Source organism: Burkholderia sp. 4M9327F10, from assembly GCF_005503145.1.
Lineage (GTDB): Bacteria > Pseudomonadota > Gammaproteobacteria > Burkholderiales > Burkholderiaceae > Paraburkholderia.
This window is the reverse complement of sequence record NZ_SCNV01000068.1, coordinates 1-17027: the sequence shown is the minus strand read 5'-3', so window position 1 is coordinate 17027 and position 17027 is coordinate 1. Positions and strand designations below refer to the sequence as shown.

The 17027-nt window shown below is 63.8% G+C and carries 16 protein-coding genes; 5 read left to right on the top strand and 11 right to left on the bottom strand.

Going from position 1 to position 17027, the window contains the following annotated elements; translation table 11 throughout:
- The first annotated feature begins 453 nt into the window (after nt 1-453).
- A complete protein-coding gene (locus FFS45_RS35705) occupies nt 454-1575 on the top strand; it encodes a porin (protein ID WP_137959341.1) in 1122 nt (373 codons plus the stop codon).
- A gap of 186 nt (nt 1576-1761) precedes the next feature.
- Here the strand turns inward: FFS45_RS35705 and galE are convergent, their stop codons facing one another.
- The 4 genes from galE to FFS45_RS35685 all read right to left on the bottom strand — a co-directional run bounded on the left by galE (nt 1762) and on the right by FFS45_RS35685 (nt 6179).
- Nucleotides 1762-2790 carry a UDP-glucose 4-epimerase GalE gene (gene galE / locus FFS45_RS35700; RefSeq protein ID WP_137959340.1) on the bottom strand — a complete coding sequence of 343 codons (1029 nt, stop codon included), beginning with the start codon at nt 2788-2790 and terminating at the stop codon, nt 1762-1764.
- 11 nt (nt 2791-2801) lie between these two features.
- Nucleotides 2802-3947 (bottom strand): glycosyltransferase family 4 protein, encoded by a 1146-nt coding sequence (locus tag FFS45_RS35695; RefSeq protein ID WP_137959339.1) that lies wholly within the window; start codon nt 3945-3947, stop codon nt 2802-2804.
- Between the two features lie 67 nt (nt 3948-4014).
- Entirely contained in the window at nt 4015-4791 is a 777-nt protein-coding gene (locus FFS45_RS35690) for a glycosyltransferase (protein ID WP_249363062.1), read from the bottom strand.
- 113 nt (nt 4792-4904) lie between these two features.
- Entirely contained in the window at nt 4905-6179 is a 1275-nt protein-coding gene (locus tag FFS45_RS35685) for an oligosaccharide flippase family protein (RefSeq protein ID WP_137959361.1), read from the bottom strand.
- 258 nt (nt 6180-6437) lie between these two features.
- Here FFS45_RS35685 and FFS45_RS35680 point away from each other — a divergent pair, with 258 nt between their 5' ends.
- The 4 genes from FFS45_RS35680 (at nt 6438) to waaA (ending at nt 11469) form a co-directional block, all read left to right on the top strand.
- Nucleotides 6438-7832 carry a phosphomannomutase/phosphoglucomutase gene (locus FFS45_RS35680; protein WP_137959337.1) on the top strand — a complete coding sequence of 465 codons (1395 nt, stop codon included), beginning with the start codon at nt 6438-6440 and terminating at the stop codon, nt 7830-7832.
- Nucleotides 7833-8018: 186 nt separating this feature from the next.
- On the top strand, nt 8019-9020 hold the full coding sequence (gene waaC / locus FFS45_RS35675; RefSeq protein WP_137959336.1) for a lipopolysaccharide heptosyltransferase I: 1002 nt from the start codon (nt 8019-8021) through the stop codon (nt 9018-9020).
- Nucleotides 9021-9215: 195 nt separating this feature from the next.
- Entirely contained in the window at nt 9216-10100 is an 885-nt protein-coding gene (locus tag FFS45_RS35670) for a Kdo hydroxylase family protein (RefSeq protein ID WP_137959335.1), read from the top strand.
- Between the two features lie 67 nt (nt 10101-10167).
- Nucleotides 10168-11469 (top strand): lipid IV(A) 3-deoxy-D-manno-octulosonic acid transferase, encoded by a 1302-nt coding sequence (gene waaA, locus FFS45_RS35665; RefSeq protein ID WP_137959334.1) that lies wholly within the window; start codon nt 10168-10170, stop codon nt 11467-11469.
- Between the two features lie 21 nt (nt 11470-11490).
- Here the strand turns inward: waaA and ureG are convergent, their stop codons facing one another.
- From ureG to FFS45_RS35630, 7 genes are all read right to left on the bottom strand, one after another.
- Complete coding sequence (gene ureG, locus FFS45_RS35660) at nt 11491-12138, bottom strand: urease accessory protein UreG (protein ID WP_137959333.1); 648 nt, start codon at nt 12136-12138, stop codon at nt 11491-11493.
- Nucleotides 12139-12150: 12 nt separating this feature from the next.
- Nucleotides 12151-12831, bottom strand: a complete 681-nt coding sequence (locus tag FFS45_RS35655; RefSeq protein WP_137959332.1) for an urease accessory protein UreF — start codon at nt 12829-12831, stop codon at nt 12151-12153.
- Nucleotides 12818-13540, bottom strand: coding sequence for an urease accessory protein UreE (ureE, locus tag FFS45_RS35650; protein ID WP_137959331.1), 723 nt, complete (start codon nt 13538-13540; stop codon nt 12818-12820). The genes FFS45_RS35655 and ureE overlap by 14 nt, the downstream gene beginning before the upstream one ends.
- Before the next feature lie 3 nt (nt 13541-13543).
- Nucleotides 13544-15250, bottom strand: coding sequence for an urease subunit alpha (gene ureC / locus FFS45_RS35645; protein ID WP_137959330.1), 1707 nt, complete (start codon nt 15248-15250; stop codon nt 13544-13546).
- A gap of 70 nt (nt 15251-15320) precedes the next feature.
- Nucleotides 15321-15626 carry an urease subunit beta gene (locus FFS45_RS35640; protein ID WP_137959329.1) on the bottom strand — a complete coding sequence of 102 codons (306 nt, stop codon included), beginning with the start codon at nt 15624-15626 and terminating at the stop codon, nt 15321-15323.
- An 18-nt stretch (nt 15627-15644) separates the two neighbouring features.
- On the bottom strand, nt 15645-15947 hold the full coding sequence (gene ureA / locus FFS45_RS35635; protein WP_074266173.1) for an urease subunit gamma: 303 nt from the start codon (nt 15945-15947) through the stop codon (nt 15645-15647).
- A 154-nt stretch (nt 15948-16101) separates the two neighbouring features.
- A complete protein-coding gene (locus FFS45_RS35630; protein WP_137959360.1) occupies nt 16102-16905 on the bottom strand; it encodes a transporter substrate-binding domain-containing protein in 804 nt (267 codons plus the stop codon).
- Between the last annotated feature and the right edge of the window lie 122 nt (nt 16906-17027).

Here is a 17027-nt window from a genome sequence, read left to right as displayed (position 1 = left end):
ACCTCGCTCGCCTGACTGGCGCAGCGCGGCGGCTCTCCTTGCGTCCAGTTTCAATGTTGCCAGAAGCGGAAAATATCTATTTCCAAATCAGAAATTAAATTCGCACCGAAATTGCGTGCTTCTTCGATTGTTTGCGAATTCGATAATCGCTTGTTTCCGGATTTCTTGCTAATCACCACAATGCGGAAAATTTAACTGCTTCGAAGTGCGAGCATCCTGTTATGTGAAACGACACGCTCCATGACCTCGTTGTGAGGCGGGGAATTGCTTTCAATCTGTTTGTGTTGCTGTTTTGGAACATGGTCTAAAGAGGCCATGGATTGTTGTGCTTGATGAAATACGTTTTGGTAGACTGGTTATCAAAGTAGTAAAAGAACCCCAATTAAAAGTAGTTTTGCTCCACCCATCGGGTGGATTGCATTCCTTTAAAACGGTACGGAGGAGAGGATGAGGATGAAGAGGAGTTTGCTTGCCGCAGCGTTGATGTCGGCCGGCGTGGTGGCGCATGCCCAGAGTAGCGTGACCTTGTATGGCCGCCTGGATGCCGGCATCGAATATATAAACGGCTTGCCGAACAACAGCTATACCGGTTCCACCTCGCGCTGGCGGCAGGAGAGCGGTGACTGGGGTACGAGCCTGTGGGGTATCAAAGGCTCTGAGGATCTGGGTGGCGGAAACAAGGCGGTTTTTCAGTTGGAAGGCGCATTTAGTACTGCGAATGGCTCGTTTGGTCTGCCGGGGTCTATCTTTGACCGGATTGCAAACGTCGGTCTTTCCAACGACCAGTTCGGTACGGCGTTGTTAGGGCGCCAGTTGCAGATCGCCAATGGCGACTGGGATTTCGATCCGTTCGGCCAGTCGAACTGGTCGTCGGCTTCGCTGGTCCGCGGCCGTAACTGGGAGCACACTAGCAACAACATTTCGTACCAATCGCCGAAGCTCTATGGTTTCGACGTGTTCGGTCAGTATGGCCTGTCGAACTCCACGAACTGGAATGCCGGCGCGTCGGGCGCAGCCACCGGCCGTACCGACGGCCTGCAGCTTACGTACACCAATTCGCTGTTCCAGTTGCGCGGCATCTATGACGAAATTCGCGATCCGCTGAACGGCCAGCTCGACAATCCGTTCACGGCATCGCGTGAATACTTTGTCGGCGGTAACCTGTTCCTTGGCCGTTTCAAGGTACAAGCCGCTTATACGGCTGAGCGCACCTCGGGTGGCGTAGTCACGCCGGCAGGCTCGCCGACGGCGCCGACCACCGCCGATCTGGAATGGGGCGGCGTGACGTGGCAGGCCACGACGGCTGCCGCGCTGATCGCCGCGGTCTATCACGTGAACGCCAACAATGGAGGCGGCAACGCAACCATCTATACGATCGGCGGCACGTACAACCTCTCGAAGCGGACCTTGCTCGACTTCCAGGTCGCGACGGTGCGTAACAGCAGCAGCGCGAACTTCGGTCTGGATGCCAACAATGAAGGGCCTGGCGGCTTGAGCGACGGCGTGTACAACGAGAACCCGCTGCAAGGCCATAGTCAGACCGGCGCGTATGCGGGTATTCAGCACTCGTTCTGATCGGGCGTAGCGCGGGCGGTTGGATCGCCGATATTTTTCACGCCGCCACGAGAGGCGCGTCTGGGCGCCATGCCTTACAGCATGGCGCCGCTTTTTGGGCTGATGCCGGGCCCAATGGTGGTGGCTGCTGCGAAACGCGGTGGCCGGTCTTCGTGAGCGGCTAACCGGCCGCCGGTTCACTAAAAGCTACGGTGCTTTAAACCCTTGCGGATTCTTCTCCTGCCACCGCCAGTGATCCGCACACATACGCTCGATGCCAAACTCAGCCGTCCATCCGAGCAGCTTCGCCGCCGCAGCCGGGTCGGCATAGCAGGACGCCACATCGCCCGGACGCCGCGCGACGATCTCGTAAGGCACCGGCCGGCCCGATGCCTTCTCGAACGAACGCACCACATCGAGCACGCTATACCCCTGACCCGTGCCGAGATTCACCACAAAACTCGCATCATGCCTGACCAGCGCATCGAGCGCCGCAAGGTGCCCACGCGCCAGGTCCACCACATGGATGTAGTCACGCACGCCAGTCCCATCCGGCGTCTCATAGTCGCCGCCGAACACGCGCAGCTTTTCGAGCTTGCCCACCGCCACCTGCGCGACATACGGCATCAGGTTGTTCGGAATCCCGGCCGGATCTTCGCCGATCAGCCCGCTCTCATGCGCGCCCACCGGATTGAAGTAGCGCAGGGTGGCAATCCGCCAGCTCGGGTCCGCCACTTCGAGATCGCGCAACACCTGTTCGGCGATCAGCTTGGATTGCCCATAGGGATTGGTTGCCGAGAGCGGAAACGACTCGTCGATCGGCGAGCTCTTCGGCACGCCGTACACCGTGGCCGACGAGCTGAACACAAACTGCTTCACGTTGCGATCGCGCATCACGCCGAGCAGCGTGAGCAGGCTGCCCACGTTGTTGCTGTAGTACTCGATCGGCTTTGCCACCGATTCGCCCACGGCCTTCAACGCCGCAAAGTGGATCGCGCCCGTCACCGGATGCGCGTCGAAAATGCGCTGCAGTGCGGCTTCGTCGCGCGCGTCGGCGTCGTAGAACGTGACGGTCTTGCCGGTGATCTGTTCGACGCGCCTGAGCGATTCGCGATTGCTGTTCACGAGATTGTCGATCACGACGACATCGTAGCCGCCGTTCAACAGTTCGACGCACGTGTGCGAGCCGATAAAGCCCGCGCCGCCCGTTACCAGAATCGTGCCCTTCGTGGCCATGCTGTGCTCCGTTAAAGTGAAACGCCCGTCAAGTTGCGAACCAGGTCTTTATATTTTTCGACGACCACCTTCTCGTCGAATTCCGCCGCGACTTTCTGCCGGCCGCGTTCGCCCATCGCACGGCGTGCTTCGCCGCTCATCTCGAGCATCTGTGCGAGCCGCGCAGCAAGACTCTCCGCATTGCGGACTTCGCACAGCAAACCATTGACGCCGTCTGCGACCACTTCCCGGCAGCCGGGCACATCGGTCGCGACGATCGGCCGGCCCATCGCCGAGGCTTCCATCAGCGTGCGCGGCACGCCCTCACGATACGAGGGTAATACGACACAATCCGCCGCGGCGATAAACGGCCGCACGTCATGTGCCTCGCCCAGATATTCGATCACACCTTCCTGCTCCCATGCGGCCACCTCTTCGCGCGTGATCGCACTGGGATTATCCACGCCCACCGGCCCGAGCAGACGGAAGCGCGCGTGCGGATAGCGTGCGCGCAGGCGCCGCGCCGCCTCGACGTATTCGCCCACGCCCTTGTCCCATAGCAGCCGGCCGATCAGCACAAAATCGAACTGCGCCTTGTCCGGCAGCGGCGTGAAGGCGAACTGCTCGAGATCGACCCCCTCGCCGTGCAGCAGGCGGGCGCGCTCGGGATGCGCGAGCAGCTTTTGATCGACGAAGGCGGCTTGATCGTCGCGATTCAGAAACCAGACTTCGCGCGGAAAGCGGAAGGCAAAACGGTACAGCTTTTTGGCGACCTGGGCCGCGCGGCTCTGCTGGATGAACACGTAGCCGAGTCCGGTGGTCACCGCCACCGAATCGACGCCCGCCAGCCTCGCCGCAATCGAGCCGTAGATGTTCGGCTTGATCGTATAGTGAAACACGATGTGCGGCCGGATCGTCCGGTAGTGGCGGTAGAGCGCCCACAGCGTGCGCAGGTCGTCGCGTGGGTTGGTGCCTTTCGATGCTACCGGCAGATCGATGCAGCGGCAACCCATGCCGCTCAACAGTTCGAAGGTACGGTCGCGCGGCGCCAGCACCGTGACTTCGACGCCGCGTGCAACGAGCTCGCGGATCAGCCCCTGCCGGTACGTGTAGATTGCCCACGCAGTGTTGCAGACGAGTGTAATGCGCAGGGACACGCTGGAAACGTTGGGCTTCATGGTTGTTCTACTGGGGCTTGACGAGACGGAGAGTGCCTGGGTAATTCATGGCCGGCGGGCTGCGTGGCTAGGCGCCGGCGCGCGGGGCGAACAGCCTGCGCTTCACCGCCTGCAACGTGCGATACGGTGTGACGAGATGCAGCAGGTTCTTGGCCAGCCCCAGCCAGTCATACAGGTTGGCCGCGTTGAAGTAGCGCAGTTGCAGGCGCAGTGTGGAGCTCACCTGGCGGCGTCGTTTGGTGGCGCTGATGCCGCCTTCGTTCAGTTCGTAGTAAAGGCCCAGTTCCGGCAGGTTCGCGCAGTCGTAACGCTCCATCAGACGCAGGAACAGATCAAGGTCCTCAGCCGAACGGTACTGCGCCTGATAATTGCCGACCGCGCGCACGGCGTCGATACGCAGCGTCATCGAAGGATGGGCGAGACAGCTACGGTAAAAGCGCATGCGGCGAATTGCGCTGGGTGCGGCGGGCGGCGTCAGCATGAAGAGCGGTGTGCCGTCGCGCTTGACCACCTGGGTCCACATGCCGAGACCGGCCACCCGCGGGTTCGCTTCCAGATACGCGCGCTGTTTCGCGAGCCGCTGCGGCACGGTCAGGTCGCCCGCGTCGATTCGTGCCGCGTAGCGGAATCCCCGCTCGGCAAGCGCGTCGATGCCGCTTTGCAGAGCCTTCTCGATTCCGCCGTTTTGCGGCATGCGCAGGACCTCGACTATGAGGTTCGGCAGGAAAGGAGCCACGATCGGCGGCGTGCTGCCGTCATCGACGATCAGCACATGGACCGGTGCCTCTTCGCTGAACGAGGCCAGCGTGCGCTCGACATCCGCCTGACCGTTATACGCGGGCATCAGCACGGCGATATCGCCGAGGGCATCGCCCGAAGGACGGAGCCACGTGTCCTCCGCCGGTTGCGCTGTCGATCCCGGGGTTTGGACGCCGTGCCCGGAGGCGGATGAATTCGTCATGGGCGCAGCTTGAAGCGGATGTAATAGAGGTTGACCGACGCGGCGGCCAGATAGCCCACCGCAAGTCCGACCAGCGCGCCATAGGGGCCGAGGCGCGGAATCGCCAGCAGATTGACGACGAACGCCACGGCCAGCGCCAGCAGCCACTTCGCCAGCAGCACGAACTTGGCCTGATATTTCAGCACGATCAGGTTACCGATCGCCTCGATCCCGGCCGGCACGGAGAGCCAGACGGCCCAACGGAAGATCTCGATGGCGCCTTCGTAGGCCGGACCGAACACGCGGCGGATGATGATTCCCGCCAGCAGGTCGAGCACCACCGCGCCGCTCACCATCAGGGCCGCGGTCATCGCCGTCAGGCGCCACATGTTGCGGCGCAGGTGACCGGGTTCCTGGACCCGGTAGACGAAAGCGGGAGCGATAGTCTGCGCCAGCATCAGCGCGAGCGTGATCCAGTTCTCGTTCAGTTGCTGGGCCGCGGAGTAGCGGCCGAGATCGGCAAATGAAATGGCCCGTTCCAGCATCAGCCGGTCGAGTTTCAGGAACAGGTACATGCAGATCAGGCCGAGCCAGAACACCGTGCCGGCCGAGGCAAAGTGCCTGAAGAGCGAGCGGTCTACGTGCCAGCCGAGCTTGCCGCCGTGACGCCGGATGTAATACACGAGCAGCACCGCGCCGATTGCCGCCGATTCGAGCGCCCACAGCCAGCCGAAGCGCGACGGCGTGGTGGCGGCCCGCACCAGCAGGTACACGAGTCCGGCCTTGACGATGGCGGTACTCATGCTGGTGAGCAGTTGCGGCTTGCTGTACGTCATGCTTTGCAGCCACGAATTGATCACGCCGACAAACGGCTCGCGAAACAGCATGGTCACGGCCAGCCCGGCCAGCATGGCGCCGACGAGCGGATCGGTGAGTCCGGCGGCAATCCCGATCCAGGTCAGCAGCAGCGCGCCGGCCGAAACCGAGATGCGTAGCGCAAAGGCACTCCCCAGCACGGTGCCGAGTTGCGCCGGCGGCCGGTTGACGATGGTCGGCACGAGGATTTCGGCGCCGCACACCCAGGTGATGGGCGAGAGCACCAGCAGCAGCGTATTGGCGTACTGCCATTTGCCGAAGATATCCGGGCCGAAGTAGCGCGCCAGCATGCCGCTGATGAGAATGGCGACGGCGATCTGCGTCAGCCGTTCCAGCCCGAGCCAGACGATATTCGCAAACGCCCGCGTGACGTCGGGATTGGCGAAGCGCGCGGAGAGGCGCCGGAGCGTCAGCATCCAGCGCCCGCCCGCCGCCTGGCCGGACCCGGCGCGGCTGTGGCTGCGATTGCCCACCTGGCCGTCCGAAGCGGCAACTTTGCAAGAGGAGGGCGTCTAAGCATTAGAATAGTCGTCTGTATGGCGTGTCAGAAAAGCGCAATTATAAGTTGGAACCGGAGTGCTTCCGGCCGGGGCGCAGCGCGATGACCACCCACGACCGCCCATAACCACGCAAGGTACCGGTCAACTTTCCCAATGCACGCAAGTGAGCCAACCATGATTTCCAAATCCATTTTCAAGGCGTACGACATTCGCGGCGTGATCGGCAAGACGCTCGATGCCGATACCGCTCGTCTGATCGGCCGCGCGTTCGGCAGTGAAGTGCGTGCGCAAGGCGGCGACGCCGTCGTGGTCGCGCGCGACGGCCGCCTGTCGGGTCCCGAGCTGGTCGCCGCGCTGTCGGACGGCCTGCGCTCGGCAGGCGTCGATGTGGTCAACGTCGGCATGGTGCCCACGCCGGTCGGCTACTTCGCCGCGAACGTGCCGCTCCAGCTGGCAGGCGGCGAGCGCCGCGTCGACTCGTGCATCGTCGTGACCGGCAGCCACAATCCGCCCGACTACAACGGCTTCAAGATGGTGCTGCGCGGCGCCGCCATTTACGGCGAGCAGATCCTTGCGCTCCATCAGCGCATCGTCGACGACAACTTCGCCAGCGGCAACGGCAGCTATGCCGACTACGACATCGCCGACGCGTACCTCGAGCGCATCGCCAGCGACATCAAGCTGGCCCGGCCGCTGAAGATCGTCGTGGACACCGGTAACGGCGTGGCCGGCGGCCTTGCGCCGAAGCTGTTCAGGAAGCTCGGCTGCGAACTGGTTGAACTGTTCACGGAAATCGACGGCAACTTCCCGAATCACCACCCGGACCCGGCTCACCCGGAGAACCTCCAGGACGTCATCAAGGCGCTGAAGGAGACCGACGCTGAAATCGGTTTCGCGTTCGACGGCGACGGCGACCGTCTCGGCGTGGTCACCAAGGACGGCCAGATCATCTATCCGGACCGCCAGTTGATGCTGTTTGCCGAAGAAGTGCTGTCGCGCAACAAGGGCGCGCAGATCATCTATGACGTGAAGTGCACGCGCAATCTGGCGAAGTGGGTCAAGGACAAGGGCGGCGAGCCGCTGATGTGGAAGACCGGCCACTCGCTGGTGAAGGCCAAGCTGCGCGAAACCGGCGCCCCGCTGGCCGGTGAGATGAGCGGCCACGTGTTCTTCAAGGACCGCTGGTACGGCTTCGACGACGGCCTGTACACGGGTGCGCGCCTGCTTGAAATTCTCGCCCGCGTCAGCGACCCGAGCGCGCTGCTGAACTCGCTGCCCAATTCGCATTCCACGCCGGAATTGCAACTGAAGCTCGAAGAAGGCGAAAACTTCGAACTGATCGCGCGTCTGCAGAAGAGCGCCCAGTTCACCGGCGCGGACGACGTGGTCAAGATCGACGGCCTGCGCGTCGAATACCCGGACGGCTTCGGTCTGGCGCGCTCGTCGAACACCACGCCGGTGGTCGTGATGCGCTTCGAGGCGGATAACGACGCCGCGCTCGCGCGCATTCAGGAGGACTTCCGCCGCGTGATTCTGGCCGAGAAGCCGGACGCCAAACTGCCGTTCTGACCGCTATAACGGCGGCGGCGCGCTTCCTCCGGCCTCACGGCCCGCGGGCGCGCCGGGCTGGATCGCCGCCACACGCGGCGCGGTGCTTTTGCACTGCGCCGCGTTTTTTCATGTTTTTTGCACGCGGCAAGCTAAAATTGCCGTCCTTTCAACGCATCTTATGGCCGGATTGCCGGCGTTCCACTTTTGAGCGTGCAAAAGATACTGATCGTGCGAGTGTCGTCGCTGGGCGACGTCGTGCACAACATGCCGGTGATCGCGGACATTCGCCGCCGCCATCCCGATGCGCAGATCGACTGGCTCGTCGAAGAGAGCTTCATGGGGCTCGTGCAGCTTGTAAGCGGTGTGCACCGGGCTATCCCCGTCTCGCTGCGGCGCTGGCGCAAGCGGCTGCTGTCGCTCGACAACTGGCGCGAAATCGGTGCGTTCCGCCGCGCGCTGGCTGACGAGAAATACGATCTGGTAATCGACTGCCAGGGGCTCATCAAGACCGCATGGGTGGCCAGCATGGCGCGCGGTCCGGTGGTCGGGCTGGGCAACCGCACCGACGGCGCCGGCTACGAATGGCCGGTGCGCTTCTTCTACGACAAGCGCGTGCCGATCGAGCCGCGCACCCACGTAGTGGAGCGCACGCGCCAACTGGTAGCCGCCGCGCTGAACGACCCGAAGCCCGAGCCGACCGACGAGATCGATTTCGGCCTCGACACCGGCCGCGCTGCGCTGGCCCTGTCCGAGGCAAATCTGAACCTGCCGGTGCCTTACGTGGTGTTCGTGCACGCCACCTCGCGCGCCGACAAGCAATGGCCGGACGCCGCGTGGATCGAGTTGGGTCAGGCCTTGGTGCGGCGCGGCGCCTCGATCGTGCTGCCGTGGGGCAGCGACGCGGAACGCGCTACCAGCGAGCGGCTTGCGAAGGAGTTCGGCGCCGCGGCGATCGTGCCGCCGCGCCTCTCGTTACCGGCGGTGGTCGGCCTGATCGACGGCGCAGCCGCGACCGTCGGGGTTGACACAGGTCTAGTTCATATTGCGGCTGCGCTGAAGCGGCCCACGGTCGAGTTGTACAATTTCGCGACCGCCTGGCGCACCGGCGGCTACTGGTCGCCGAATGTCGTCAATCTCGGCACCGCCGGCCAGCCGCCGACGCTGCAGCAGGTAAAGTCCGCGCTGGCCGGTTTTGGGCTGCTATAAGGCCGTGCCTGGGGCGCTGTGACTCTGCGGCTCTATGGCTCACGCTGGCCGACCGGTGACAGGTGACCGGCGCGGCATCCCGGCCCGGTTACGAGGACCGCGAGGCCAGGGCCACGTAGCCAGGACAACATGCTGCGGGACAGCAAACCCCCGCAGCCACGCGAATTACGCTCCATCCGCTTTTGAAGGGCGACCATGAACGAAACCCAGATCATCGAAGTTGCAAGCGCTGACTGGCACGGACACAACCTGTCTGTGCCGCGCGAGACGCTGCTGGCCGGCGTCGAGCGCGGCAAGGTGCTGTATTTCCCGAATTTGCGTTTTGCGATCGAAGGCGGCGAGCAGGCGCTGCTCGACCCGGCGCTGGCCGATCCGAACCGCAAGAACATCAGTCTCGAACCGAACGGCGGCGCGCTGCATGGCGTGGTGGGCGATGCGGTGACGCAATCGGCGGTGCGTGCCTTGATCGCACGTTATCAGGCCAACGCCCGCTCGCTGGTGGACGCTCTGTTCCCCGAGTACGACGGCAAGCTGCGCGTCGCGCCGACGAGCCTGCGGCTGCATCAGGTCGAAACCCGCCAGACCTCGTGGCGCAAGGACGACAGCCGCCTGCACGTGGATGCCTTCCCGTCGCGCCCGAATTACGGCGAGCGTATCTTGCGCGTGTTCACCAATATCAACCCGCATGGCGCGCCGCGTGTGTGGCGGGTGGGCGAGCCGTTCGAGGACATGGCTAACCGTTTCCTGCCGCGCATCAAGCCGCAAATGCCCGGTTCCGCGTGGCTGATGAACCTGCTGCACGTCACCAAGTCGCTGCGCAGCGAGTACGACCATCTGATGCTGAATCTGCACGACAGCATGAAGGCCGATCTCGAGTATCAGAAATCGAGCCCGCAGGAGACCATGCCGTTTCCACCTGGCTGCGTGTGGGTGTGCTTCTCCGATCAGACCTCGCATGCCGTGATGTCCGGCCAGTTCATGATGGAGCAGACCTTCTTCCTGCCGGTCAAGGCCATGGCGCAGCCCGAGTGCGCGCCGCTCGGCATCCTCGAACGCCTCAAGGGCAGGGCGCTGGTTTGAGCGCCGCCAGCTTTGCGCGGAGCCGCGCCGATTTCGACAACATTGCGGACCCGAGTGCGGAGCGCGGATGCTAAGGGCAATCTATAACGCGCTCTGGTGGATCATCGCGCCGGTGGCGGTGTTGCGTTTGCTGATCCGTTCGCGCAAGGAACGCGGCTACCGCGAGCATATCGGCGAGCGTTTTGGCTATGCACGCGGCAGGCTGCCGGAGGACGATGCGCCGTTGATCTGGGTGCATGCGGTGTCGGTGGGCGAGACTCGCGCGGCGCAGCCGCTGATCGAGGCGCTGATGAAGGCGCGGCCCGATGCGCGCATCCTGCTCACTCATATGACGCCGAGCGGGCGCGCCACCGGCGAGCAGATTTTCGGCGACCGCGTACTGCGCAGCTATGTGCCGTATGACATGCCGCATGTGGTGCGGCGTTTTCTGCGTGCCTGGCGGCCGTCGCTGGGACTGGTGATGGAAACCGAAGTGTGGCCGGCGCTGATCGACGAATGCCGCCGCGCCGATGTGCCGCTGGTGCTGACCAATGCGCGGATGTCGGCGCGCTCGTTCAGGCGCGCGGCGAGGTTTGGCAAGGGCACCCGCGAGGTGTTCGGCGGCTTTGCGCGGGTGCTGGCGCAAAGTCCGTCCGATGCCGAACGCCTGACGGCGCTGGGCGCACGTAACGTTGCAGTGCTCGGCAATCTGAAGTTCGATATGAGCACGCCGCCTGAACTCGCGGCGCGTGGCCACACCTGGCGTGCGGCGATCGGCACGCGTCCGGTGTGGGTGGCGGCGAGTACGCGTGAAGGCGAAGAGGAACTGGTGCTGCAGGCGTTTGCGGCGCTGGGCGTCGAGGACGCGTTGCTGATTCTGGTGCCGCGTCATCCGCAGCGCTTTAACGAGGTGGCGGCGCTGGTCGAGAGAACGGGGTTGCGCTATGAGCGTCGCTCGACCTGGGCGCCGGGTGCGGCGGGGGCGTCCGCGCAGGGCGTCGCGCGTGCGTTGCCGGCCAATGTGACCGTGTTGCTCGGCGACTCGATGGGCGAGCTGGGCGCTTACTACGCGGCGTCGGATCTGGCGTTTATCGGTGGCAGCTTGTTGCCGCTGGGCGGGCAGAATCTGATTGAGGCGTGTGCGGTGGGTGTGCCTGTGCTGATCGGGCCGCATGTGTTCAATTTCACCCAGGCCACGGCGGATGCTGTGGCGGCGGGCGCGGCGGTGCAGGTGCAGGACCCGGCGGAACTGGCGCAGGCATTGCGTGAGCTGTTCAGCGACAAGGCGCGGCGCACGGCGATGAGCGGCGCGGCCTCGGCGTTTGCGGCGCGCCATCGCGGGGCGACGGCGCGCACGGTGGATGTGTTGATGGCGTTGTTGCCGGAGTGACCTCTGACGGTTGCTGACACGTCAAACAGTCAACAACCCCTTCCTTTCGATAAACGACACCACCACATCCAACCCGTCGAGCGCCTTCAGATTGCACATCACGAACGGCCGCTCGCCGCGCATCTTCTTCGCGTCCGAAGCCATCACGTCGAGATTCGCGCCGACCATCGGCGCGAGGTCGGTCTTGTTGATGACCAGCAGATCCGACTTCGTGATCCCCGGTCCGCCCTTGCGCGGAATCTTCTCGCCACCGGCCACGTCGATCACGTAAATCGTCAGGTCCGACAGTTCCGGGCTGAAGGTCGCCGCCAGGTTGTCACCGCCCGATTCGATAAACACGATGTCTGCATCGGGAAAGCGCGTCAGCATGCGGTCGACCGCTTCCAGATTGATCGAGGCGTCTTCGCGGATGGCGGTGTGCGGGCAGCCGCCTGTTTCCACACCCATGATCCGCTCTGCGGGCAACGCTCCCGCCACGGTCAGCAGACGCTGGTCTTCCTTGGTGTAGATGTCGTTGGTAATCGCGACCAGGTCGTAGCGCTCGCGCATCGCCTTGCAGAGCATTTCGAGCAGCGTAGTCTTGCCGGAGCCGACCGGGCCTCCGACTCCCACACGCAACGGTGGAAGTTTCTTGGTGCGTTGAGCGGTATGGTGCTGAAGTGTGTTCATGATCTTTCAGTGCTATGAGCGGAACAGTCGCGAATACTGCGACTCGTGACGCGCCGACAGAATACCTAGCTGCGGCGCGAAGGTATTGATGTCACCGGGTGCGGTGGCGAGTGCGTGCTGGACGGCAGCGTCGATGGGTGCGCGTAGCGCGACGATGATCCGTTGCCCTGCGAGTTGTCCAAGCGGGACCGCTTTCAAGGCAGCGGCGGCCTGGTTCTCGACCCAGCTGAATGCGTAGGCGGCGAGCGCAGCCTCAGTAGAGACGCCGTGAGCGAAGGCGGCGTACGCAAAGGCGGTCGGTTGTGCCAGAGGCACTATTGCGGCCAGCGTGGCGCGGCGTTCGGCGTCGCCCCATTCGAGCGAAACGCACAATTGCCGCAACGACCAGCCCATCTGCTCGGTTTCGCGGCGCAGTTCCGCGGATTCGCGGCTCGCGAGGAACTCGCTATTGGCCTGGGTGAGGTTCGTTGCGTCATGCGTGTGCCAGCGTTCGATCTGATGGGCGAGGAACGGTAGCTCGCCGCGCGCAAGCACGTTGGCGAGGCCGCTGGCAATCCAGTCGCGGGCGCTGTCGGCGTCGGCGATCAGGTTTGCTTCGATGGCCGCTTCGAGTCCCTGCGAATAGCTGAACGCGCCGATCGGCAACGCCGGCGACGCGAGATGCAGCAATGCAGTGAGTTCAGCGATGCGCATGTTTCGAGTGGTCGTGGTCGCAGGACGCATCGCAGTCGTTGTGGTCGTGCCCGTGACTGTGATTGTGCCCATGCTCGTGCCCATGTCCCGCGCCGTGTGCGTGCTCGTGGCTGTGATCATGGTCATGGCTATGGCCGTGGTCATGAGCGTGCCCGTGGCTATGGTCGTGGTCATGATGCTCATGGTCATGACCATGATGCTCACCATAAACCTGCTGCGCGAGCGCATAGTCCTCAGCGAACGTCTCGTCATGCCCGTGCTTGTGTCCGCCGCCATAAGCCCCGGACTCCGGTTGAAACGGCAACGTCACCTGCTCGGCCAGCGCGCCGATTCGCTTGAGCATATCCGCGAGCACCGGATCGTATTCGAGCTTCAGATAATCCGCGCCCACCTCGACCGGTGTATGCCGGTTGCCAAGGTGATAAGCGGCGCGCGTGAGCGTCAGCCGATCCCGCGCGGTGACCATCAGCACCGCTTCGGCTGCCGCGACTACGCGCACCAGGCCGCCGTCCTGCGCCACCAGCACGTCGCCGTCGCGCAGCACCGTGCCGCGCGGCAGCACCAGCGCCACCTCTTCACCGTTGTCGAGCGTCGCCGCGAGACGGCTCTTGCGGCGCGCGTCGAAGTCGAGTGTGAGCGTGGGCGCGCGCTTGATCAGCACGGCAGCAAGCTTGACGTTGGGAGCAATCAGTTTGTCGATAGTGCGCATGGCTTAGAACAGGAAGTAACGTTGCGCCATTGGCAGCACGGTGGCCGGTTCGCAGGTCAGCAACTGGCCGTCTGCGATTACCTGATAGGTTTCCGGGTCGACGCTGATCGCCGGACGCCAGGCGTTGTGGATCATGTCGGCCTTGCTGATATTGCGGCAGTTCTTCACCGGTACGATACGCTTGTTCAGGCCATAGCGCTCGGCGATGCCCGCATCGGCGCTCATCTGCGACACAAAGGTCAGCGACGTCCGTGACAGCGCACCGCCGCGTGTGGCGAACATATCGCGGTAGTGCACCGGCTGCGGCGTGGGAATCGAAGCGTTCGGGTCGCCCATCTGCGCCATCGCGATCATGCCGCCCTTGAGAATCAGCGACGGCTTGATGCCGAAAAACGCCGGCTCCCAGAACACCAGATCGGCCCACTTGCCGGCTTCGATCGAGCCGACTTCGTGTGAGATGCCGTGCGTGATGGCCGGATTGATCGTGTACTTGGCGACATAGCGCTTCGCGCGGAAGTTATCGTGGCGCGTACTGTCTTCCGGCAGCGCGCCGCGTTGCACCTTCATCTTGTGCGCGGTCTGCCACGTGCGGATGATCACTTCGCCCACGCGGCCCATAGCCTGCGAGTCGGACGAGAGCATCGAGAGCGCGCCGAGGTCGTGCAGGATATCTTCCGCGGCAATCGTCTCGCGGCGGATCCGCGATTCGGCAAACGCGATGTCCTCCGCAATCGACGGGTCCAGGTGGTGGCACACCATCAGCATGTCGAGGTGCTCTTCGAGCGTGTTGACGGTGTACGGCCGGGTCGGATTGGTCGAGGACGGCAGCACGTTGGCCTCGCCGCAGACCTTGATGATGTCCGGTGCGTGGCCGCCACCCGCGCCTTCGGTGTGGTACGTGTGGATCGTGCGGCCCTTGAACGCGGCAACCGTCGCTTCGACGAAGCCGGCCTCGTTCAGCGTATCGGTGTGGATGGCGACCTGGGTGTCGGTGTCGTCGGCAACTGAAAGACAGTTGTCGATTGCCGCGGGCGTGGTGCCCCAGTCTTCATGCAGCTTGAGACCGATCGCGCCCGCGGCGATCTGCTCGGTGGCCGGCTCCGGCACGCTCACGTTGCCCTTGCCGAGAAAGCCGAGATTCATCGGATAGCCATCGGCGGCCTGCAGCATGCGTTCGAGGTGCCACGGCCCCGGCGTGCAGGTGGTGGCATTGGTGCCGGTGGCCGGGCCGGTGCCGCCGCCGATCATGGTCGTCACACCGCTCGCGAGCGCTTCGTCGATCTGCTGCGGGCTGATGAAGTGAATGTGCGTGTCGATGCCGCCGGCCGTCACGATCAGCCCTTCGCCGGCGATCACTTCGGTGGCCGCGCCAATGGGAATCGTCACACCCGGCTGGATGTCCGGATTGCCCGCCTTGCCGATGGCCGCAATGCGGCCGTTCCTGATGCCGATATCGGCCTTGACGATGCCCCAATGATCGAGGATCACCGCATTGGTGACGACGGTATCGACCACCTCGGCCGCGACGCGCTGCGACTGGCCCATGCCGTCGCGGATCACCTTGCCGCCGCCGAACTTCACTTCTTCGCCGTAGGTGGTGAAGTCGCGCTCGATTTCGATCAGCAATTCGGTGTCGGCGAGCCGTACCCGGTCGCCGGTCGTGGGGCCGAACATTTCCGCGTATGCGCGGCGGCCAATGCGTAATGTCATGGTGTGAAGTCCGGAAAGTGGCAGGGCGGGTGCGTGTGGCGCTCGCTGCGGGGGCTCGTGCCGCCGCAGCTTAAAGCGGCCCCATGACCTTGCCGTTGAAGCCGTAGACGATGCGTGCGCCGGCCAGTTCGACCAGCTCGACGGTGCGCTCCTGGCCTGGCTCGAAGCGCACGGCGGTGCCCGCCGCAATGTTCAGCCGAAAGCCGCGCGCCGCTTCGCGGTCGAACGACAGCGCCGGGTTCACTTCGTAGAAGTGGTAGTGCGAGCCGATTTGCACCGGACGGTCGCCGGTGTTCGACACGGTGATCGTGACCGTTGCGCGGCCCGCATTGAGTTCGTGCTCGCCGTCGTCGGTGAGAAGTTCGCCGGGAATCATCAGGAGCTCCGGGACGGGTCAGGGAATCGGATGGTGAACGGTCACGAGTTTCGTGCCGTCAGGGAAGGTGGCTTCCACCTGAATGTCCGGAATCATCTCGGGCACGCCTTCCATGACGTCGTCGCGCGTAAGCAGGGTGGTGCCGTAGTGCATGACTTCGGCGACGGTCTTGCCGTCGCGCGCCGCTTCCATGAGCGCTGCCGAAATGAACGCAATCGCCTCCGGGTAGTTCAGTTTGAGGCCGCGTGCGCGACGGCGCTCGGCCAGCAGTGCAGCGGTGAAGATCAGCAGCTTGTCCTTCTCGCGGGGTGTCAGCTTCATCGGATGTCGGGTTGGATTGCGCCCGTCCCGACAGGACAGGCGCGCAATGCTATGGAGGATGGGCGTCAGCGTGTTCGCGCAGGGACACAAAGAGCCGCGACAAGCTTAACGCCAGATCAGCTTGCAAAGATATCCGCTGTATTTGACGAACGGCTTACAGGTGAGCCGGCAAGGGGGCGCCGAACCACTTCTTCGACATGGTGTTGAGCGTGCCATCGGCCTTTGCTTGCGCGATGGAAGCGTTGACCTTCGCCATCAGGCGGCCTTCGTTCTTGTTCATGCCGATGAAGCACGGCGAGTCCTTGATGATGAACTTCGGCTCAGGACGGCGCGGCGGGTTCTTCGCATTGATCGCAGCGGCGACGATGTTGCCGGCCGCGATCAGTTGCACCTGGCCGGAGAGGAACGCCGCGATGGTGGCGTTGTTGTCTTCGAAGCGCTTGATGGTTGCGTTCGGCGCCATCTGTGTGAGGGCGATTTCTTCCAGCGCGCCGCGGGTGGCGCCAACCGTCATGCCGGTGAGATCCGCGGGGCTGTTTACCTTGATGTCGGCGGGGCCGAACACGCCTTGATAGTAGGGGGCGTAGGCGTCCGAGAAGTCGATCACCTTTTCGCGGTCGGGTGTTTTGCCGAGCGATGAGATCACCAGGTCGACCTTGTTGGTCTGCAGGTAGGGGATGCGGTTTGCGCTGTTGACCGGCACGAGCTGCAGCTTGACGTTCATCGACTTGGCGAGCAGCGCGGCGGTGTCGATGTCGTAGCCTTGTGGTTGCATGTCGGGGCCGACTGAGCCGAACGGCGGGTAGTCCTCTGGGACGGCTACTTTTAATACGCCGGCTTTGGTGATGTTGTCGAGTGCGTCGGCGTGTGCTGTGGGGGTGGTTAATGCGAGGACTGGGGAAAGGAGCAGGGCGGCCAGCCAGGCGCGGCGCGTTTGGCGGAAGGGTGATTGGGTCATGATTTTTGAGCGGTGATTTGGGTGGGACGGGGGTCGCCGGTGGCGGCGGCTGTGTTTTTGTGGGTTGGTGAGCAAGCTGTGTGCCATGTCGGGGTGGTGGGGGTTCTGGCCTTGATCGGGGT

Excerpts from the sequence above, each read along its gene's own strand:
- FFS45_RS35640 (WP_137959329.1), bottom strand. The coding sequence starts at position 15,626 with ATGATTCCCGGCGAACTTCTCACCGACGACGGCGAGCACGAACTCAAT.
- FFS45_RS35690 (WP_249363062.1), bottom strand. The coding sequence starts at position 4,791 with ATGCCCGCGTATAACGGTCAGGCGGATGTCGAGCGCACGCTGGCCTCG.
- ureA (WP_074266173.1), bottom strand. The coding sequence starts at position 15,947 with ATGAAGCTGACACCCCGCGAGAAGGACAAGCTGCTGATCTTCACCGCT.
- FFS45_RS35695 (WP_137959339.1), bottom strand. The coding sequence starts at position 3,947 with ATGAAGCCCAACGTTTCCAGCGTGTCCCTGCGCATTACACTCGTCTGC.
- ureC (WP_137959330.1), bottom strand. The coding sequence starts at position 15,250 with ATGACATTACGCATTGGCCGCCGCGCATACGCGGAAATGTTCGGCCCC.
- FFS45_RS35705 (WP_137959341.1), top strand. The coding sequence starts at position 454 with ATGAAGAGGAGTTTGCTTGCCGCAGCGTTGATGTCGGCCGGCGTGGTG.
- FFS45_RS35655 (WP_137959332.1), bottom strand. The coding sequence starts at position 12,831 with ATGCGCATCGCTGAACTCACTGCATTGCTGCATCTCGCGTCGCCGGCG.
- ureG (WP_137959333.1), bottom strand. The coding sequence starts at position 12,138 with ATGAACACACTTCAGCACCATACCGCTCAACGCACCAAGAAACTTCCA.
- waaA (WP_137959334.1), top strand. The coding sequence starts at position 10,168 with ATGCTAAGGGCAATCTATAACGCGCTCTGGTGGATCATCGCGCCGGTG.
- galE (WP_137959340.1), bottom strand. The coding sequence starts at position 2,790 with ATGGCCACGAAGGGCACGATTCTGGTAACGGGCGGCGCGGGCTTTATC.
- FFS45_RS35685 (WP_137959361.1), bottom strand. The coding sequence starts at position 6,179 with ATGCTGACGCTCCGGCGCCTCTCCGCGCGCTTCGCCAATCCCGACGTC.
- FFS45_RS35680 (WP_137959337.1), top strand. The coding sequence starts at position 6,438 with ATGATTTCCAAATCCATTTTCAAGGCGTACGACATTCGCGGCGTGATC.
- FFS45_RS35630 (WP_137959360.1), bottom strand. The coding sequence starts at position 16,905 with ATGACCCAATCACCCTTCCGCCAAACGCGCCGCGCCTGGCTGGCCGCC.
- ureE (WP_137959331.1), bottom strand. The coding sequence starts at position 13,540 with ATGCGCACTATCGACAAACTGATTGCTCCCAACGTCAAGCTTGCTGCC.
- FFS45_RS35670 (WP_137959335.1), top strand. The coding sequence starts at position 9,216 with ATGAACGAAACCCAGATCATCGAAGTTGCAAGCGCTGACTGGCACGGA.